This is a genomic window from Streptomyces sp. 35G-GA-8, assembly GCF_023534745.1.
In the GTDB taxonomy this organism is placed as follows: Bacteria; Actinomycetota; Actinomycetes; order Streptomycetales; family Streptomycetaceae; genus Streptomyces.
Map to the genome: position 1 here is coordinate 147,741 of NZ_JAMHJQ010000004.1, position 16,202 is coordinate 163,942.

At 71.2% G+C, this 16,202-nt stretch carries 16 protein-coding genes; 13 read left to right on the forward strand and 3 right to left on the reverse strand.

All coding sequences use genetic code 11. The features are described 5' to 3' along the window. Positions 1–94 precede the first annotated feature (94 nt). The 7 genes from M1203_RS09915 to M1203_RS09945 all read left to right on the forward strand — a co-directional run bounded on the left by M1203_RS09915 (position 95) and on the right by M1203_RS09945 (position 7,917). Positions 95–775 (forward strand): TetR/AcrR family transcriptional regulator, encoded by a 681-nt coding sequence (locus tag M1203_RS09915; protein WP_249949202.1) that lies wholly within the window; start codon positions 95–97, stop codon positions 773–775. Positions 776–913: 138 nt separating this feature from the next. Next, positions 914–2,119: an alpha/beta hydrolase gene (locus tag M1203_RS09920; RefSeq protein WP_249949203.1), complete on the forward strand. Its 1,206-nt coding sequence runs from the start codon at positions 914–916 to the stop codon at positions 2,117–2,119. 107 nt (positions 2,120–2,226) lie between these two features. After that, the gene (locus M1203_RS09925; protein ID WP_249949204.1) at positions 2,227–3,135 is read left to right on the forward strand and encodes a DUF4429 domain-containing protein; all 909 of its coding nucleotides are present in this window, start codon (positions 2,227–2,229) and stop codon (positions 3,133–3,135) included. A 104-nt stretch (positions 3,136–3,239) separates the two neighbouring features. Further along, entirely contained in the window at positions 3,240–4,727 is a 1,488-nt protein-coding gene (locus tag M1203_RS09930; RefSeq protein WP_249949205.1) for a sensor histidine kinase, read from the forward strand. After that, complete coding sequence (locus M1203_RS09935) at positions 4,724–5,410, forward strand: response regulator transcription factor (protein WP_249949206.1); 687 nt, start codon at positions 4,724–4,726, stop codon at positions 5,408–5,410. The genes M1203_RS09930 and M1203_RS09935 overlap by 4 nt, the downstream gene beginning before the upstream one ends. Positions 5,411–5,590: 180 nt before the next feature. Next, positions 5,591–6,709 (forward strand): alpha/beta hydrolase, encoded by a 1,119-nt coding sequence (locus M1203_RS09940; protein WP_249949207.1) that lies wholly within the window; start codon positions 5,591–5,593, stop codon positions 6,707–6,709. After that, positions 6,706–7,917: an acyltransferase gene (locus M1203_RS09945; RefSeq protein ID WP_249949208.1), complete on the forward strand. Its 1,212-nt coding sequence runs from the start codon at positions 6,706–6,708 to the stop codon at positions 7,915–7,917. The genes M1203_RS09940 and M1203_RS09945 overlap by 4 nt, the downstream gene beginning before the upstream one ends. A gap of 50 nt (positions 7,918–7,967) precedes the next feature. Here the strand turns inward: M1203_RS09945 and M1203_RS09950 are convergent, their stop codons facing one another. Both M1203_RS09950 and M1203_RS09955 read right to left on the reverse strand, forming a co-directional pair. Continuing rightward, entirely contained in the window at positions 7,968–8,984 is a 1,017-nt protein-coding gene (locus M1203_RS09950) for an aldo/keto reductase (protein WP_249949209.1), read from the reverse strand. Positions 8,985–8,990: 6 nt separating this feature from the next. After that, entirely contained in the window at positions 8,991–9,455 is a 465-nt protein-coding gene (locus M1203_RS09955; RefSeq protein ID WP_249949210.1) for a MerR family transcriptional regulator, read from the reverse strand. 133 nt (positions 9,456–9,588) lie between these two features. On the opposite strand from M1203_RS09955, the gene M1203_RS09960 reads away from it, so the two are divergent. Further along, positions 9,589–10,410 (forward strand): serine hydrolase, encoded by an 822-nt coding sequence (locus M1203_RS09960; RefSeq protein WP_249949211.1) that lies wholly within the window; start codon positions 9,589–9,591, stop codon positions 10,408–10,410. A gap of 43 nt (positions 10,411–10,453) precedes the next feature. Here M1203_RS09960 and M1203_RS09965 read toward each other — a convergent pair whose 3' ends face one another. Then, entirely contained in the window at positions 10,454–11,119 is a 666-nt protein-coding gene (locus tag M1203_RS09965) for a pirin family protein (RefSeq protein ID WP_249949212.1), read from the reverse strand. A 93-nt stretch (positions 11,120–11,212) separates the two neighbouring features. Between M1203_RS09965 and M1203_RS09970 the strand changes: the two genes are divergently transcribed. From M1203_RS09970 to fabF, 5 genes are all read left to right on the forward strand, one after another. Further along, positions 11,213–12,394: a helix-turn-helix domain-containing protein gene (locus M1203_RS09970; protein ID WP_249949213.1), complete on the forward strand. Its 1,182-nt coding sequence runs from the start codon at positions 11,213–11,215 to the stop codon at positions 12,392–12,394. An 89-nt stretch (positions 12,395–12,483) separates the two neighbouring features. Further along, entirely contained in the window at positions 12,484–13,425 is a 942-nt protein-coding gene (locus M1203_RS09975; protein WP_249949214.1) for an ACP S-malonyltransferase, read from the forward strand. A gap of 12 nt (positions 13,426–13,437) precedes the next feature. After that, on the forward strand, positions 13,438–14,439 hold the full coding sequence (locus M1203_RS09980) for a ketoacyl-ACP synthase III (RefSeq protein WP_249949215.1): 1,002 nt from the start codon (positions 13,438–13,440) through the stop codon (positions 14,437–14,439). Positions 14,440–14,505: 66 nt separating this feature from the next. Then, positions 14,506–14,757, forward strand: a complete 252-nt coding sequence (locus M1203_RS09985; protein ID WP_249949216.1) for an acyl carrier protein — start codon at positions 14,506–14,508, stop codon at positions 14,755–14,757. Between the two features lie 98 nt (positions 14,758–14,855). Next, complete coding sequence (gene fabF / locus M1203_RS09990) at positions 14,856–16,118, forward strand: beta-ketoacyl-ACP synthase II (protein WP_249949217.1); 1,263 nt, start codon at positions 14,856–14,858, stop codon at positions 16,116–16,118. The last annotated feature ends 84 nt before the right edge of the window (positions 16,119–16,202 follow it).

Sequence of the window (16,202 nt, forward strand, 5' to 3'; positions counted from 1 at the left end):
GACAAACCATTTCTTAAGCAAGTAACTGTCACGTGGCTCACAGCTAGACTGAATTACACAAAGTACTCAAAAGTGGTGGAATGAGGGCATTGCGTTGACCCCCGGGCAGAACACGACCATCGGGTTGCGCGCCCGCAAGAAGCGCCGAACCCGCGACGCCCTGCTGCGTGTGGCCCTCGAACTGTTCACCACCCAGGGGTACGAACAGACCACCATCGACGAGATCACGGACGCCGTAGAGGTGTCCCAGCGCACCTTCTTCCGCTATTTCGCCAGCAAGGAGGAGGCCGCCTTCGCCGTCGTGGACATGGTCGAGAGCAAGTTCGTCGACGCGCTGCGGGCCCGGCCCGCGGAGGAGGCCCCGTTCGAGGCGATGCGCAACGCCGTCGAGTCGGCCTGGGACTCCGTCAGCGAAGCGCTGGCGCATGATGCCGTGGTCCCGGTCGAGCTCTATATGCGGACGTATCTGCTGATCGAGTCGACCCCGGCCCTGATCGCCGTCCATCTGCGGCGCACCGCCGAGCTGGAGGAGGGGATCGCCCAACTCATCGCGGACCGCGAGGGCCTGGACGTGAACACCGATCCACGGCCGCGGGTCGCCGTCGCCTCGTTCACCGGCGTCATGCGGGTGACCGGCAAGATCTGGGGGCGCGGCCGGGACGCGAGGGTGGAGGCGCTCCAGGAGATCACCCGGCTCTATCTCGACCAACTGGGCCCCGCGCTGGCGGGGAACTGGCGTACGCCGGCGCCCGACACGGAACGCGGACCCGCCTGATGACAGCTCCGCGACGCGCCGGAGCGTAGACACCTCCCGTGCGTTCAGTGCGGTTAACCTCGGTCCAATCCTCCTTGGCGCGTGATCTGACTCACCCTCGTCTTGAGGGTCCCCGCGCTCGTCCTAGGCTGAGCGGTAGTGACTTCCTTCGACTCCTCACCCACCCTCAACGCATGGCGCGCTCTCCTCGCTCTCGCCGTGGTGTTCGTGATGCTGACATCCACCGGCTGGACGGCCGTGGCGAACCGGCGCGGTCCCGGCGAACCCCTGAAGCTCGCCCTCAGCGCGTGGGAGAGGGGCCGGATAGGGGTCCGTCATCTGCCGAGCCCCGACGCGTCACCGAAGCGTCTCGCCGCCTTCTTCGCCTCCCTCACCCGCGGACAGCAGGAACAGCTGGCCGTCACGTACCCGCTGGTCGTGGGCAATCTCAATGGCGCCCCGGTCACGCTTCGCTATCGCGCCAACCGGGTGGCCCTGGCGCAGGCGCGGGCGGTGGAGGAGCGCCGTATGCGCGACACCAGACTGTCGGACGACGGCCGTCAACAAGCGGGCCGCCGGATGAACCGGTACGAGTCGATGCTCAGCGGCGACCGGCAGATCCTCGCGTTCGACCCGTCGGGCAAGGGGCGCGCGGCCGAGGTCCTCGGCGATCTCGACCGCGCCGAGCGCGTCTCCGTCATCGTCCCCGGAGTCGACACCAATGTGCTGACGTTCGAGCGGACCAGCCGCTGGTACAGCGCCCCGGCGGGCATGGCCGAGTCGCTGTACTCCGCCGAGCGGGCCGCCGACGCCGACACCCGTACCGCCGTCATCGCCTGGGCCGACTACACCGCGCCCGCCGGTCTCGGTGTGGACGCGGCGATCGGCAAGCTCGCGGAGGACGGTGCCGTACGGCTCGCCGCGCTGACCGCCGCGCTGCCCGGGACGTCACGGGTCTCGCTGTTCTGCCACAGCTACGGCTCCGTGGTCTGCGGCGTCGCCGCGCACGCGCTGCCGGGCAGGGTCACGGACGTGGCGGTCGCGGGCAGCCCCGGCATGCGGGTCGAGAACGCCGCGCAGCTGCGCACGGACGCGCGTGTGTGGGCCATGCGGGACCGTGACGACTGGATCCAGGACGTGCCGTACATGGCCGTGGGCGGCCTCGGCCACGGCGCCGATCCGGTGGCCCGGGGCTTCGGGGCGCGGGTGATCTCGGCGCGCGGGGCGGTCGGTCACGCCGGCTACTTCCAGCCGGGTACGGAGAGCCTGGACAACTTCGCGGACATCGGGGTGGGTTCCTACCCCGCGGTGAGCTGCGCGGACGGCGCCGACACCTGCCGCGGCGGCATCCCCGACGCCGACTGAGAACCGCGGCCGGCGGCGTCACGGGGGCGGGCCGCCGAGCTGACGCGCGTAGAATTCCCCCGCTGTGGCAGGCGACGCACGGGCGCCCGCCGCCTACGATGAAGCACATGGGTGATGTGCTTCAGGGGATCCATGCCACCTGGGAGTTCGAAAGCGACTCCGTGCTCATCCGCTTCGAACGGGGGATCCGGACGCCGAAGCTCTTTCAGGCGCTGGGCGAACGCCGTATCCCCCACGAGGCGTTGTCATCGGTGACGCTCACTCCCGGCAGACGCGGGACGGTGGTGCTGCACGCCGTGCCAAGAGCCGGCGCCGACCCTCTTACGGAAGCGGCGGCCGGGCAGCTCAGGGCGAGCGGCGATCCGTACCGGCTGGTGCTGCCGGCCGAGCGCGAGACCCTCGCGGAGTACTACGCCGACGAGTTGCGCGCCGCGCTCGCCCGGGTCAGGGGGACCGGGGCCGGGGGCATACGGGACGAGCAGGAGCCCGCCGAGCGCTATCTGGTGACCGCGCCGGAGCCACCGCTCCAGTTCAAGGCGTACGACGCCAAGGCGTCCTTCGACGGCGACCGGGTGTCCTTCCGCTGGTTCTGGACGGGTGCCTCCTCCGCCAAATGGAAGGCGGGCGACCAGAGCCTCCCGGTCGGCGAGCTCCAGGGCGTCGAGTGGCGCTCCCCCGAACTCTTCAACGGCTATCTGCGGCTGCTCCGGCGTGAGGGCCCGGGCGCGGCGCAGGGACAGCCCGCCCTCGCCGACCACGATCCGGCGGCCGTCGTCTTCGGGCTCGGCTACGGACCGGTGCATGAGTCGCTGCCGTTCGCGGCGGCGGTTCTGGCGGCGGTCCAGGGCGCCGCGACGGGCCGCGCCGCCGTCCCGGTCCACGCCGTGGTCCCCGCCCGCCGCGATCCGGCCGAGGTGGCGGAGCGGATCAGACACCTCGGCGAGCTGCACAGCGCGGGTCTGGTGACGGACGACGAGTTCAGCGCGAAGAAGGCGGAGCTGCTGGCGGAGCTGTGACCTACCCCGGTTCCGGAGGCATGACGTCATACCGTGGTATGACCTCGGGACCGATTCCTCGGTATGACGCCGAATCGCGCGGTGCTGCCTAGGCTGAACAAGTCATGAGCACCCCACCGTCGCCGCCGCGGCCGGCCGCCCCGCCGCGGCCCTCGTCGCCTCCCCGGCCGTCGTCGCCGCCCTCGCCACCGCGCACCGCGCTGTGGCGTGACGTGGCGCGCGCGCTCTTCGGCGCGCTGCGCACGCCGGCGCAGTCCACCGAACCGCTGTTCGCGCGGGCGCCCAGGCGGTGGCAGCGGTTCGCACCGTATGTGGTGCTCTTCGGCTTCGCCGTGTCCCTGTTGCCCACCAGCATCATGGTCCTCACCCAGGACTACCGGCTGGGCGGCGGCTGGGCGGGGGCGCTGGCCATCGCGCAGACGGTGCCTCTGCTGCTCGCCGTGAGCCGGCCCCTCCAGACCTGGTGGATCATCTTCACCGCCGATGTGGTGGCCGGGGTCCTGCTCCTGAGCTCGGACGGTGTCGTGGGCCGCGCCTGGCCGTGGCCCCCCACGGTGATCGTCGGCTATCTGGTGCTGATGATCTGTCTGGGGCTGCGCGAATCGCGCCGTACCCTGCTCGCGGTCTGGCTGGCGACCGGTGCGGCCGGGTTCTTCTTCGAGCTGATCTCGCAGGAGCGCAGCGACGGCACCCATCTGCTGCTGTTCGTCCTCAGCGGCGTCGTCCTCGTCCTGACGGCGGCGCTGCGCGAACGGGGCGACGCCCAGCGCAGACTGGTGGAGCAGGAGACCATCAGCGAGGCCGAACGCGCCCGGCGCACGCTGCTGGAGGAGCGCGCCCGCATCGCGCGTGAGCTGCATGATGTGGTGGCCCACCATATGTCGGTGATCACGGTGCAGGCGGACTCGGCGCCGTACCGGATCGACGGCCTGCCGGACTCCGCGCGCGAGGAGTTCTCCACCATCGCGGCGAGCGCGCGGGAGTCGCTGACGGAGATGCGGCGGCTGCTCACGGTGCTCCGCAGCGACGGTACGGAGAGCGAGCGCACCCCGCAGCCGGGGCTCGACCGGGTGCAGCAGCTGGTGGAGGCGACGGTACGGGCGGGGGTACCGGCCGAGGTGTCGCTCCCCGCCGCGCTGGGGCCCGTCCCGCCGGCCGTGGATCTCTCCGCGTACCGGATCGTGCAGGAGGCGCTGGCCAATGTGGTGCGGCACGCGTCCGGCGCGCCGACCCGGGTCTCGGTGGTCTCCGACGGCGACTGGCTGACCGTCCTGATCGTCAACGGACCGGGCACCGAGCGCACTTCACCGCTGGAGAGCAGCGGAACGGGCCACGGCCTGATCGGTATGCGGGAGCGCGTACGGTTGACCGGCGGCACGCTCGACACCGGACCGCTGCCGGACGGTGGCTTCCGGGTCGCCGCGCGGCTCCCGCTGACGGACACGGACGCCCCATCGGCCTCGTCGGCCCCCTCGGCCTCGTCCGCTCCGTCCGGCTCTCGTGGCTCGACGGATTCCACCGGTTCCAACGATTCCAACGATTCCACCGACGTCACCGGCCCGGCCGGTCCGGCCCGTAAGGACGCTCCTTGACCATCCGCGTGATCATCGTCGACGACCAGGCCATGGTGCGCGCGGGGTTCGCCGCTCTGCTGTCGGCGCAGGCAGATATCGATGTGGTGGGTGAGGCGCCCGACGGCCGCCAGGGCATCGAGGTGAGCCGCTCCGTCCACCCGGACGTGGTCCTGATGGACGTCCGGATGCCGGAGATGGACGGACTGGCCGCCGCCCGCGAGCTGTTGAACCCGCCGGTGGGGGTGGTGCGTCTGCCGAAGGTGCTGATGCTGACCACCTTCGACGTCGACGACTATGTCTACGAGGCGCTGCGCGCCGGGGCGTCGGGCTTCCTGCTCAAGGACGCGCCCCCGGCCGATCTCATCGCGGCGGTACGGATCGTCGCGTCCGGTGAGGCGCTTCTCGCGCCGTCCGTGACCCGGCGGCTGATCGCGGACTTCGCCCAGCAGCGCCCCGCCCGTGGCCGCAAGGACCACTCGCTGCGGCTGCGCGGCCTCACGCCCCGGGAGACCGAGGTGCTCGAACTGATCGCCCGGGGGCTGTCCAACCAGGAGATCGCCGATCATCTCGTGGTCGCCGAGCAGACGGTGAAGACCCATATCGGCCGTGTTCTGTCCAAGCTCTCGCTGCGCGACCGCGCGCAGGCGGTGATCTTCGCGTACGAGTCGGGCCTGGTCACCCCGGGCGACGCGCCCGCCTGAGCCGTCCGGCCGCCCGCCCCCGGCCCCTCGTGGGGCACTGCCGCGCGCCGGTACGGACCGGTACCCCCACTACCCCGGTATGACATGGCAGTTGGCTCCCCGGTGTGACGTCCGGCCCGGCACCCTCTTCCTACCTTCCTCCTCGCCATCACTTGGACGAGCGGGAAGAGGGAGACGGGAATGCGCCGCTTCAGGAGGACCCTGGTCGCCGCCGCACTGGCGACGACCATGGTCGGGGGAACAGCGGGCTGGGCCTCCGGCACCAGTCAACGGGCGGTCACGGGACCGCCGGTGGGAAGCGACGCCTGGCGCGCCGACGACTCGCTCGGCCGGGCACTGCCCGACCCGGCGAGCGCCACGCCCGGCGAAGTGGCCCACTTCTTCGCCACGCTGACACCCGGTCAGAGTCAGCTGCTGGTCCGCCGCCATCCACTGGTCGTCGGCAATCTCGACGGCGCGCCGATCGCCCTGCGGTACGAGGCCAACTCCCGTGCGGTACGGGCCGAGCACGACCCCCGGTACGCGCGCCTCGCGGAGCCCGGCCGGCAGATCCTCGCCTTCGACCCGCGCGGCCGGGGCCAGGTCGCCGAGGTGTACGGGGATCTGGCGAGCGCACGCCATGTGTCCGTCGTCGTACCGGGTGCGGACATCGACGCGGCGACCTTCGACCGCGAGAAGGATCCGTACGGCACGCCCGCCGGCATGGCCGGGGCGCTGCGGGCCGCGACGGACGGCCGTACCGCCGTGATCGCGTGGGCCGGTTACACCACCCCCGTCGGGATCGGTCTCGATGTGGCCACCGGTGATCTCGCCGAGGCGGGGGCCGGCCGGCTCGCCCGGTTCACCCAGGGGCTCACGGCGGCCGGGGCCGGCGAACCGGCGCTGTTCTGCCACAGCTACGGAGCCGTGGTCTGCGGACTCGCCGCCTCCGAGGTGAACGCCACCGACATCGTGGTGCTCGGCGCCCCCGGAATGCGGGCGGGACACCGGGCGGACCTCCGTACCGACGCACGGGTCTGGGCCGCCAAGGACCCCTCCGACTGGATCTCCAAGGTCCCCCATGTCGAGATCGCGGGCCTGGGTCACGGCCAGGACCCGACCGCCCCGTCCTTCGGCGCCCGCCGGGTGCCCGCCGACCTGGCCGAGGGCCACACCGGCTACTTCGTCCCCGGCACGGACTCGCTGCGCGCCTTCGCCGCCATCGCCCAGGGCCGGATCACCCAGCGGGACATCACGCGGGGAGTCACCGCACCGGAGGACACCGCACCGGAGGACATCACTCGGGGAGAGGGACGATGACGACGCTCGCGACCACGATCGAGAAGATCGAGGCACGGACCCCCGCCCACCGCGACCGCGCGATCGACGGGCTGCGCGCCCTCGCGCTGCTCGCCGTACCCACCGGGCACTGGCTGCTCGGCGGTTTCACCCTGGACTCCGACGGAGCGCTGCACAACGCCAGTCCGCTCGCCACCTTCGGCGGCTTCGCGCCGGTGAGCTGGGTGCTCCAGATGCTGGGCATCTTCTTCCTGGTCGGCGGATACGCCTCCGTACTCTCGTACCGCAGACGGAAGTCGACCACCGCCGCCTGGCTCCGGCAGCGCGTGGTGCGGCTCGGCAGGCCCGTCCTCGGGGTGACGGCCGTCTGGGCGGCGGCGATGCCGCTGCTGTATGTGCTCGGTGTGCCCGAAACCACGCTGCGCACCGGATCGACGCTGGTGATCCAGCCCCTGTGGTTCGTCGGGGTCTATACGGTGGTCACCGCGCTGACCCCGTACTGTGTGCGCGCCGCACAGGGACTGGGCGGCTGGGCCGCCGCTCCCCTGCTGGCATCGGTCGCCGTCGTGGACTTCCTGCGCTACGGACCATATGCGGACGCCATGCCGTCCTGGCTCAGCATGGTGAACATCCTGCCCGGCTGGCTCTTCGCCTATCAGCTCGGAGTCTCCTGGGGCGAGGGCCGGATCGGCCGGCGCGGGGCGCGTGTCCTGCTCATCGGCGGCACGCTGCTCTTCGCCGCGCTGCTGATCGTCTTCCACTACCCGGCGTCGATGGTCGGCGTGCCCGGCGAGACCCGTACCAACTCGCATCCGCCGTCCCTGCTGGTGCTCGCCCTCGCCGCCGCGCAGAGCGGTGCGGCGATCCTGCTGCGCGACCGGATCGGGCGGCTGCTGAGCAGGCCCGCGCTGTGGGCGCCGGTCGTCGTGATCAATCTGTGCGCGATGACGATCCTGTGCTGGCACCAGACGGCGATGCTCGCCGCGGCCGTGCCCGCGTCCTTCCTCGGGCCGGTGGCCGGTCTGACGACCTCGCCCGACTCCCTCGGCTGGATCGTGGTGCGGCTGACCTGGATGCCGCTCTTCGCGACGCTGCTCGTCCTCATCGGGTGGTACGCGCGCCGCTTCGACGCGCCGTGGGCGACCGGGACACGCGCGTCGAAGGCCCGCCGCGCGGCAGCGGGGCTGCTGGCGGCGGGCTTCGCGGTCTTCGCGCTGGGGCTGGCGTGAGCGCCGGTCCCGGGCGGGGGCGCCGCTCCCGGACGCGCCGAGTGGCTCCGCTACTCGCGGCCGGCCGAGGTGAACGACATGTCGGTGTACCGGCCGCCGGCCACCTGGCCCGCGATCGGCTCTAGCAGCCGCAGCTCGCTCTCGGTGAGAATGAGCCGCGTCGCGGCGGTGTTCTCCTCGATCCGGGCGCGCGTGCGGGTCCCCGGGATCGGTACGACGGCCAGACCGTGCACCGCGGCCCGCTGCTGCACCCACGCGAGCGCGACCTGCCCCAGGGTGGCGTTCCTGCCCTCGGCGATCTTGCGTACCGGGTCGAGCAGCGCGGCGTTCGCGGCGGCGTTGTCACCGGTGAAGCGCGGCTGCTGGCGGCGGAAGTCGTCGGCGCCCAGCTCCCGGTCGGCGTTGACGAACGCGCCGGTCAGAAAGCCCCGCCCGAGCGGGGAGTACGGCACGACCGCGACGCCCAGCTCGACGGCGGCCGATACGGCGCTCACCTCGACATCACGGCTGAACAGCGACCACTCCGACTGGAGGGCGGCGATCGGGTGCACGGCCCCCGCGGCCCGCAGCTCGCGGCCGGTGACCTCGCTCAGCCCGAGGTGGCCGACCTTGCCCTCGCGCACCAGCTCGGCCATCGTGCCGACCGTCTCCTCGATCGGGACGTTCACATCGCGGCGATGCATGTAGTAGAGGTCGATGTGGTCGACACCGAGACGCTTCAGGCTTCCCTCGACGCACTGACGGATATAGGGAGCGTCATTGCGGATCGTCCGCCTGGTCGGGTCGGCCGGGTCGACGCCCAGGGCGAACTTGGTGGCGAGGACGATCTCGTCACGGTGTGCCCGGACGAACGGCGCGATGAACTTCTCGTTCTCCCCCGCCCCGTAGACATCAGCCGTGTCGTACAGCGTCACGCCCAGTTCCAGCGCCCGTTCCAGGGTGGCCCGCGCCTCGTCCACGTCCGTCGGCCCGTAGGACTGGCTCATTCCCATACAGCCGAGCCCCTGGACACCGACCTCCGGGCCGCCGGCACCGAGCCGCACCTTCTCGATCCTGCTGTCGCTCATCGGGGTTCAGACCCTCTCCGGCGCCTTGCGGGCGCCCGCGTAGAAGCTGATCTTGTAGTCGAGCACCGCGACGGTGTCCTGTAGCTCGGCGATCCGCTGATGGACATCCCTGCGTGTCCGCTCCAGCAGCTGCTGCCGTTCCTCGAACGTGTCCTCACCCATCCTGATCAGCTCCGCGTACCGGACCATGTCCGCCACCGGCATGCCGGTGAGCCGCAGCTTCCCCACAAAGGCGAGCCAGTCGAGGTCCTGGTTGCTGAAGCGGCGCTGGCCGGTGTGCGACCTGTCCACATGCGGCATGAGGCCGATCCGCTCGTACCAGCGCAGGGTGTGTGCCGAGAGTCCGGTGTGGGCGGCGACCTCGCTGATCGTGTAGCGCGCCGAGCCGTCGGGCCGCGGATAGGGGCGCGGCCCCGCCGAGCAGTCGTCCACTCGATCCGTCCGTAGGGGGGTGCTCTCCGTCAGCGTCATGTCCTCAACGCTAAATCCTTGGAGTGCGCTCTAAGCAAGCGGAAATGCCGGCGGGTTTCACACCGCCGTCGCTACGTCCCGCCCGTACCCCCGCCCCTTCGGCGCGACGGACGCTCTCGCTAACCTCGTAGTCATGCAGAGCCTGGGGATGATCGAGAACTGGCCGGTGCCGCACGCGGCGGCGGCCGTCGTCCGTGCGGACGGCACCGTCGTCGGGTCGTACGGTCCCACGGCGCGGCGTTTTCCGCTCGCCTCCGTGACCAAGCCGCTGGCCGCGTACGCGGCGCTGGTGGCGTACGAGGAGGGGGCGGTCGAGCTGGACGAGCCGGCCGGGCCCGAGGGGTCCACCGTCCGGCATCTGCTCGCCCACACCAGCGGTCTGGCCTTCGACGAGCACCGCGTGGCCAACGCGCCGGGCACCCGCCGGCTGTACTCCAACGCGGGCTTCGAGGTGCTCGGCGACCATATCGCCAAGGCCACCGGGATCGCCTTCCCCGACTATCTCCGCGAGGCCGTGTTCGAGCCGCTCGGCATGGCCGAGACCTCGCTGCCCGAGGGCGGGTCGCCGGCCAGGGACGGGATCTCGACCGTCGACGATCTGACGCGGTTCGCCGCCGAGCTCCAGGCACCCCGGCTGCTGGACGCGCGCACCGTTCTGGAGGCGATGACGGTCGTCCATCCCGGGCTGTCCGGCGTACTGCCCGGCTACGGCTTCCAGAAGAGCAACGACTGGGGTCTCGGCGTGGAGATCCGCGACGCCAAGTCCCCGCACTGGACGGGCGCCTCGTCCTCGCCGCGCACCTTCGGGCACTTCGGGCAGTCCGGTACGTTCCTGTGGGTCGATCCGGACGCGGGGGCGGCCTGTGTGGCGCTGGCCGACCGGGACTTCGGGCCGTGGGCGGTCGCGGCCTGGCCGCCGTTCACCGACGCGGTCCTCGCGGAGCTGTCGGCCTGAGATCCCGGTCCGGACCCCCGGTCCGGACCCTCCGCCGGGGCTCTCAGCCCGACATCTCCCAGAGCAGTACCTCCGCCGCCGGGCCCGCCGTCAGTTCCAGCCCTTCCGCGCCGGTGATCCGCGCCGAGTCGCCGGGCCCCAGCGCGGGCCCCGCCGCCCCGTCGATCCGTACCCCGCCGCGCACCACATGGACATACACATACGGCGCGTCGGGCACGGCGGAGCGCTCGCCGTCCCGCAGCCGCCGTACGTGCAGCATGGCCCCGGCCCGCGGCAGGGCGTACGGCGTGGAGTCGGCGATACCCCGCACCACGTCGTACGCGGGCTCGCCGCCCGGCTCCAGCGGCGCGAGCCACATCTGCACGAAGACCAGTGGCCCGTCGCCGTCATTGCGCTCCACATGCCGCACCCCGCCGGCCGAACTCAGCCGCTGGACGTCCCCCGGCCCCACGACGGTGGCGTGGCCGGCCGAGTCGCGGTGCGTCAGCTCGCCCTCGATGACCCAGGTGACGATCTCCGTATGACTGTGCGGGTGCTCGTCGAACCCGGCGCCGGGCGCGAGCCGCTCCTCGTTGCAGGCGAGGACGGCGCCGAAGCGCAGATTGTCCGGGTCGTAGAAGCGCCCGAAGGAGAAGGCGTGCAGGGACTCGATGCCCGCCGAGGGGTCGCCGCCGACATGACGCTGCGCTGCGTACCGTACGAGAATCACAGCCTCACGGTAGGCGCTGCGGCGGGTACGGCACGAGACGGCCGCCGACCCCGCCCCCGCGGGCGGTGGCCCCGATAAGGCACTCTTGACCCCGTGGCTGAACCCTCGAACGAACCCCATCCGCACCCCGCGACGCTGCGGCGACTGGAGCAGTCCTCAGGACGGCTCGCCGCGAACGCCATCGCCCGCATGGACGAGACGCTGCCGTGGTACCGCGCGATGCCGCCGGAGAACCGTTCCTGGATCGGGCTGGTCGCCCAGGCCGGTATCGCCGCGTTCACCGAGTGGTTCCGTCACCCCGAGACCCCGCAGGCCATCTCCACCGATGTCTTCGGCACGGCCCCGCGCGAGCTGACCCGGGCGATCACCCTGCGCCAGACCGTCGAGATGGTCCGGACCACGATCGAGGTCATGGAGACCGCGATCGAGGAGGTCGCGGCCCCGGGCGACGAGTCCGCGCTGCGCGAGGCGTTGCTGGTGTACGCGCGGGAAATCGCCTTCGCGACGGCGCAGGTGTACGCGCAGGCCGCGGAGGCACGCGGCGCCTGGGATGCGCGGCTGGAGTCGCTCGTGGTGAACGCCGTGCTCTCCGGGGAGGCCGACGAGGGCGCCGTCTCCCGGGCGGCGGCCCTCGGCTGGAACTCCCCCGAGCATGTCTGTGTCCTGCTCGGCACCGCGCCGGACGGCGACAGCGAACTGACCGTCGAGGCGATCCGCCGGGCGGCCCGGCACGCGAAGCTCCAGGTCCTCACCGGGGTGCTCGGCGACCGGCTCGTGGTGATCGCGGGCGGCAGCGACAACCCGCTCCAGGTCGCCAAGGCGCTCATCGGCCCCTACGCGGCGGGCCCCGTGGTGGCGGGTCCCGTGATGCCCGATCTGCTGGCCGCCACGAAGTCCGCGCAGGCCGCGGCGGCCGGCCTCAAGGCGTGTTTCGCCTGGCAGGACGCACCGCGCCCGGTGCTCGCGGACGATCTGCTGCCGGAGCGCGCCATCGCCTCCGACCCCGCCGCGCGTGAGCAACTGGTGGAGGAGATCTACAGACCGCTTGAGGAAGCGGGGTCCGCGCTGCTGGAGACTCTGAGTGTCTATCTGGAACAGGCGAGCAGTCTTGAGGGCGCGGCTCGGATGCTGTTCGTGCACCCCAACACCGTGCGCTACCGGCTGCGACGTGTGACTGACGTCACCGGATGGTCACCCTCCGACGTGAGGTCCGCGTTCACGCTGCGGATTGCCCTGATCCTCGGGCGCTTGGCCGACGGGGATCCAGGAACCTAAACTTTTGTCGTACTCCAACAATTACCCCAGCGGTTCTTCGTTCCCCTCCCCACGGGCGGTGAAGACCCTTCGCAAGAGAGAGTGTGAGGGTGCTCGTACTCGTCGCTCCCGGCCAAGGCGCTCAGACGCCCGGCTTCCTGACTCCCTGGCTCGAACTGCCCGGCGCCGAAGACCGGCTGCGGGCCTGGTCAGCCGCCATTGACCTGGACCTGGTCCACTACGGCACGGACGCCGACGCGGACGAGATCAGAGACACGGCCGTGGCCCAGCCGCTGCTGGTCGCCGCCGCCCTGCTCTCCGCCCGCCAGCTCTTCCCCACCACCGAGGACGTGGCGCGCGATGTCGGTGTCACGGCCGGCCACAGCGTCGGTGAACTGGCCGCCACGGCGCTGGCCGGTGTGGTCCCCGACGAGGTCGCCCTGACGCTCGTACGCGCCCGGGGCCAGGCGATGGCCGAGGCCGCCGCCATCACGGAGACGGGGATGTCGGCGCTGCTGGGCGGCGAACCGGACACCACCCTCGCGCATCTGGAGAAGCTCGGTCTGACCCCCGCCAATGTGAACGGCGCGGGCCAGATCGTCGCGGCCGGCACACGTGAGCAACTGGCCGCGCTGGAGGCCGACAAGCCCGAGGGCGTACGGCGCGTGGTGGCGCTCAAGGTCGCCGGCGCGTTCCACACGCACCACATGGCACCCGCGGTCGAGAAGCTCGACACGGCCGCGCGTTCCGTCTCCGTCGCCGACCCGGTCGTACCGTACGTCTCGAACCGCGACGGACTGACCGTCGCGACCGGCTCCGGAATCGTGACCCGCCTGGTCGGCCAGGTCGCCAACCCGGTCCGCTGGGACCTGTGCATGGAGACCTTCAAGGAGCGGGGCGTGACCGCGCTGATCGAGCTGTGCCCGGGCGGCACCCTGACGGGGATCGCCAAGCGTGCCCTGCCCGGTGTGCGCACCCTGGCGCTGAAGAAGCCGGATGACCTCGACGCGGCCCGGTCGCTGATCGCCGAGCACTCCTCCACTGCTGAATAGGAGTCAGAGAGCATGTCGAAGATCAAGCCCAGCAAGGGTGCCCCGCACGCGCGCATCATGGGCGTGGGCGGCTATCGCCCGACCCGGGTCGTGCCCAACGAGGTGATCCTCGAAACGATCGACTCGTCCGACGAGTGGATCCGCTCCCGCTCCGGCATCGCGACCCGCCACTGGGCCTCCCCGGAGGAGACGGTCGCCGCGATGTCCATCGAGGCGTCCGGCAAGGCCATCGCGGACGCCGGGATCACGCCGGAGCAGATCGACGGTGTGATCGTCGCCACCGTCTCGCACTTCAAGCAGACCCCGGCCGTCGCGACCGAGATCGCGGACAGGATCGGCGCGGGCAAGCCCGCCGCGTTCGACGTCTCCGCGGGCTGCGCCGGCTTCGGCTACGGACTGACCCTCGCCAAGGGCATGGTCATCGATGGCTCGGCAGAGCACGTACTTGTCATCGGTGTGGAGCGGCTCTCGGACCTGACCGATCTGGAGGACCGCGCGACGGCCTTCCTGTTCGGCGACGGCGCGGGCGCCGTGGTCGTCGGCCCCGCCAAGGAGCCGATGATCGGCCCCACCGTCTGGGGCTCCGAGGGCGACAAGTCCGACACCATCAAGCAGACCGTGCCGTGGGACGTCTACCGCGACGGAACGGTGGAGAAGTTTCCGGCCATCACACAGGAGGGCCAGGCGGTCTTCCGCTGGGCCGTCTTCGAGATGGCGAAGGTCGCCCAGCAGGCGCTGGACGCCGCCGGAATCAGCCCCGCGGACCTGGACGTCTTCATTCCGCACCAGGCCAACATGCGGATCATCGACTCGATGGTGAAGACTCTGAAGCTGCCGGAAAGCGTGACGGTCGCCCGTGACGTGGAAACCACCGGCAACACCTCGGCCGCCTCGATCCCGCTCGCGATGGAGCGGCTTCTGGCGACCGGACAGGCGAAGAGTGGCGACACCGCGCTCGTCATCGGCTTCGGGGCGGGTCTTGTCTACGCCGCGACGGTCGTTACCCTCCCCTAGGCACACCGGATCTTTCCGGAGCGTGTTCCTATATATCCCTCTGCTCAACATCGAAGGAGCGCCAACATGGCCGCCACCCAGGAAGAGATCGTCAACGGTCTCGCCGAGATCGTTAATGAGATCGCCGGTATCCCGGTCGAGGACGTCCAGCTGGACAAGTCCTTCACCGACGATCTGGATGTCGACTCGCTGTCCATGGTCGAGGTCGTCGTCGCCGCCGAAGAGCGCTTCGACGTGAAGATCCCGGACGACGACGTCAAGAACCTCAAGACGGTGGGCGACGCCGCCGAGTACATCGCGAAGCACCAGGCCGCCTGACCGCCTGACCACTCGCGCTGACCCATCGCGCGGCATCCGCCACCCGGTGGTGGCGCCGTAAAAATTCAGCACCCTCTACACGTGGAGAAAGAATTCCAGTGAACTCGACCAATCGCACCGTGGTCGTCACCGGTATCGGCGCAACCACACCACTGGGTGGCGACACCGCGACGACCTGGGAAGGTCTGCTCGCGGGCCGCTCCGGGGTTCGTCCGCTCGAAGGCGAGATCTTCGCCCAACTGCCGGTCCGTATCGCCGCGGTCGCCGCGGTCGACCCGGGCGATGTCCTGCCCCGTCCGCTCGCCCGCAAACTCGACCGCTCGGCGCAGTTCGCGCTGATCGCGGCCAGGGAAGCCTGGGCGGACGCGGGTTACACCGCCAGGGCCGGCGAGGACCCCTCGGTCGACCCCGACCGGCTCGGTACCGTGATCGCCTCCGGGATCGGCGGCGTGACCACCCTGCTCGACCAGTACGACGTGCTCAAGGAGCGGGGCGAACGCCGTGTCTCCCCGCACACCGTGCCGATGCTGATGCCCAACAGCCCCTCCGCCAACGTCAGCCTGGAGGTGGGCGCCCGCGCGGGCGTGCACACCCCGGTCTCCGCCTGCGCGTCGGGCGCCGAGGCCGTCGGCTACGCGGTGGAGATGATCCGTACCGGCCGCGCCGACGTGGTCGTCGCCGGTGGTACGGAAGCGGCCGTACACCCGCTGCCCATCGCGGCGTTCGCCAACATGATGGCGATGTCCAAGAACAACGACGAGCCCACCAAGGCCTCCCGCCCGTACGACAAGGGCCGCGACGGCTTCGTCCTCGGTGAGGGCGCGGGCGTCATCGTCCTGGAGTCGGCCGAGCACGCGGCCAAGCGCGGCGCGCGGGTCTACTGCGAGCTGCTGGGCCAGGGCCTGTCCTCGGACGCCCACCACATCGCCCAGCCCGAGCCCACCGGCCGCGGTATCGCCAAGGCCATGGAGAACCTGCTCGACCAGACGGATCTCAAGCCGGCCGAGGTCATGCACCTCAACGCGCACGCCACGTCGACGCCGCAGGGCGATGTCGCCGAGATCAAGGCGCTGCGCCGGGTGCTCGGCGACGATCTGGACCATGTCGCGGTCTCCGCGACGAAGTCGATGACGGGCCACCTGCTGGGTGGCGCGGGCGGTATCGAGACCGTGGCGACGGTCCTCGCGCTCTACCACCGCAAGGCCCCGCCGACGATCAATGTCGATGATCTGGACGAGGAGGTCGTCGCGGACATCGTCGTCGACGGCCCCCGTGATCTGCCCAGCGGCACGATCGCGGCGATCAACAACTCGTTCGGTTTCGGCGGCCACAACGTGGTGCTGGCGCTGCGTACGGTCTGACCGCGCGCGGTTCCCGGCGAACCTTCGCGAAGACGCCCGGCCCGGGGTTCCCGGCCGGGCGTCTCCGGTTTCCGGGCGGCGCCG

Bases quoted from the DNA above. Each gene is read 5' to 3' on its own strand.
- M1203_RS09925 (WP_249949204.1), top strand. From the start codon at position 2,227: ATGGGTGATGTGCTTCAGGGGATCCATGCCACCTGGGAGTTCGAAAGC.
- M1203_RS09930 (WP_249949205.1), top strand. From the start codon at position 3,240: ATGAGCACCCCACCGTCGCCGCCGCGGCCGGCCGCCCCGCCGCGGCCC.
- M1203_RS09940 (WP_249949207.1), top strand. From the start codon at position 5,591: ATGCGCCGCTTCAGGAGGACCCTGGTCGCCGCCGCACTGGCGACGACC.
- M1203_RS09945 (WP_249949208.1), top strand. From the start codon at position 6,706: ATGACGACGCTCGCGACCACGATCGAGAAGATCGAGGCACGGACCCCC.
- M1203_RS09950 (WP_249949209.1), bottom strand. From the start codon at position 8,984: ATGAGCGACAGCAGGATCGAGAAGGTGCGGCTCGGTGCCGGCGGCCCG.
- M1203_RS09955 (WP_249949210.1), bottom strand. From the start codon at position 9,455: ATGACGCTGACGGAGAGCACCCCCCTACGGACGGATCGAGTGGACGAC.
- M1203_RS09960 (WP_249949211.1), top strand. From the start codon at position 9,589: ATGCAGAGCCTGGGGATGATCGAGAACTGGCCGGTGCCGCACGCGGCG.
- M1203_RS09980 (WP_249949215.1), top strand. From the start codon at position 13,438: ATGTCGAAGATCAAGCCCAGCAAGGGTGCCCCGCACGCGCGCATCATG.
- M1203_RS09985 (WP_249949216.1), top strand. From the start codon at position 14,506: ATGGCCGCCACCCAGGAAGAGATCGTCAACGGTCTCGCCGAGATCGTT.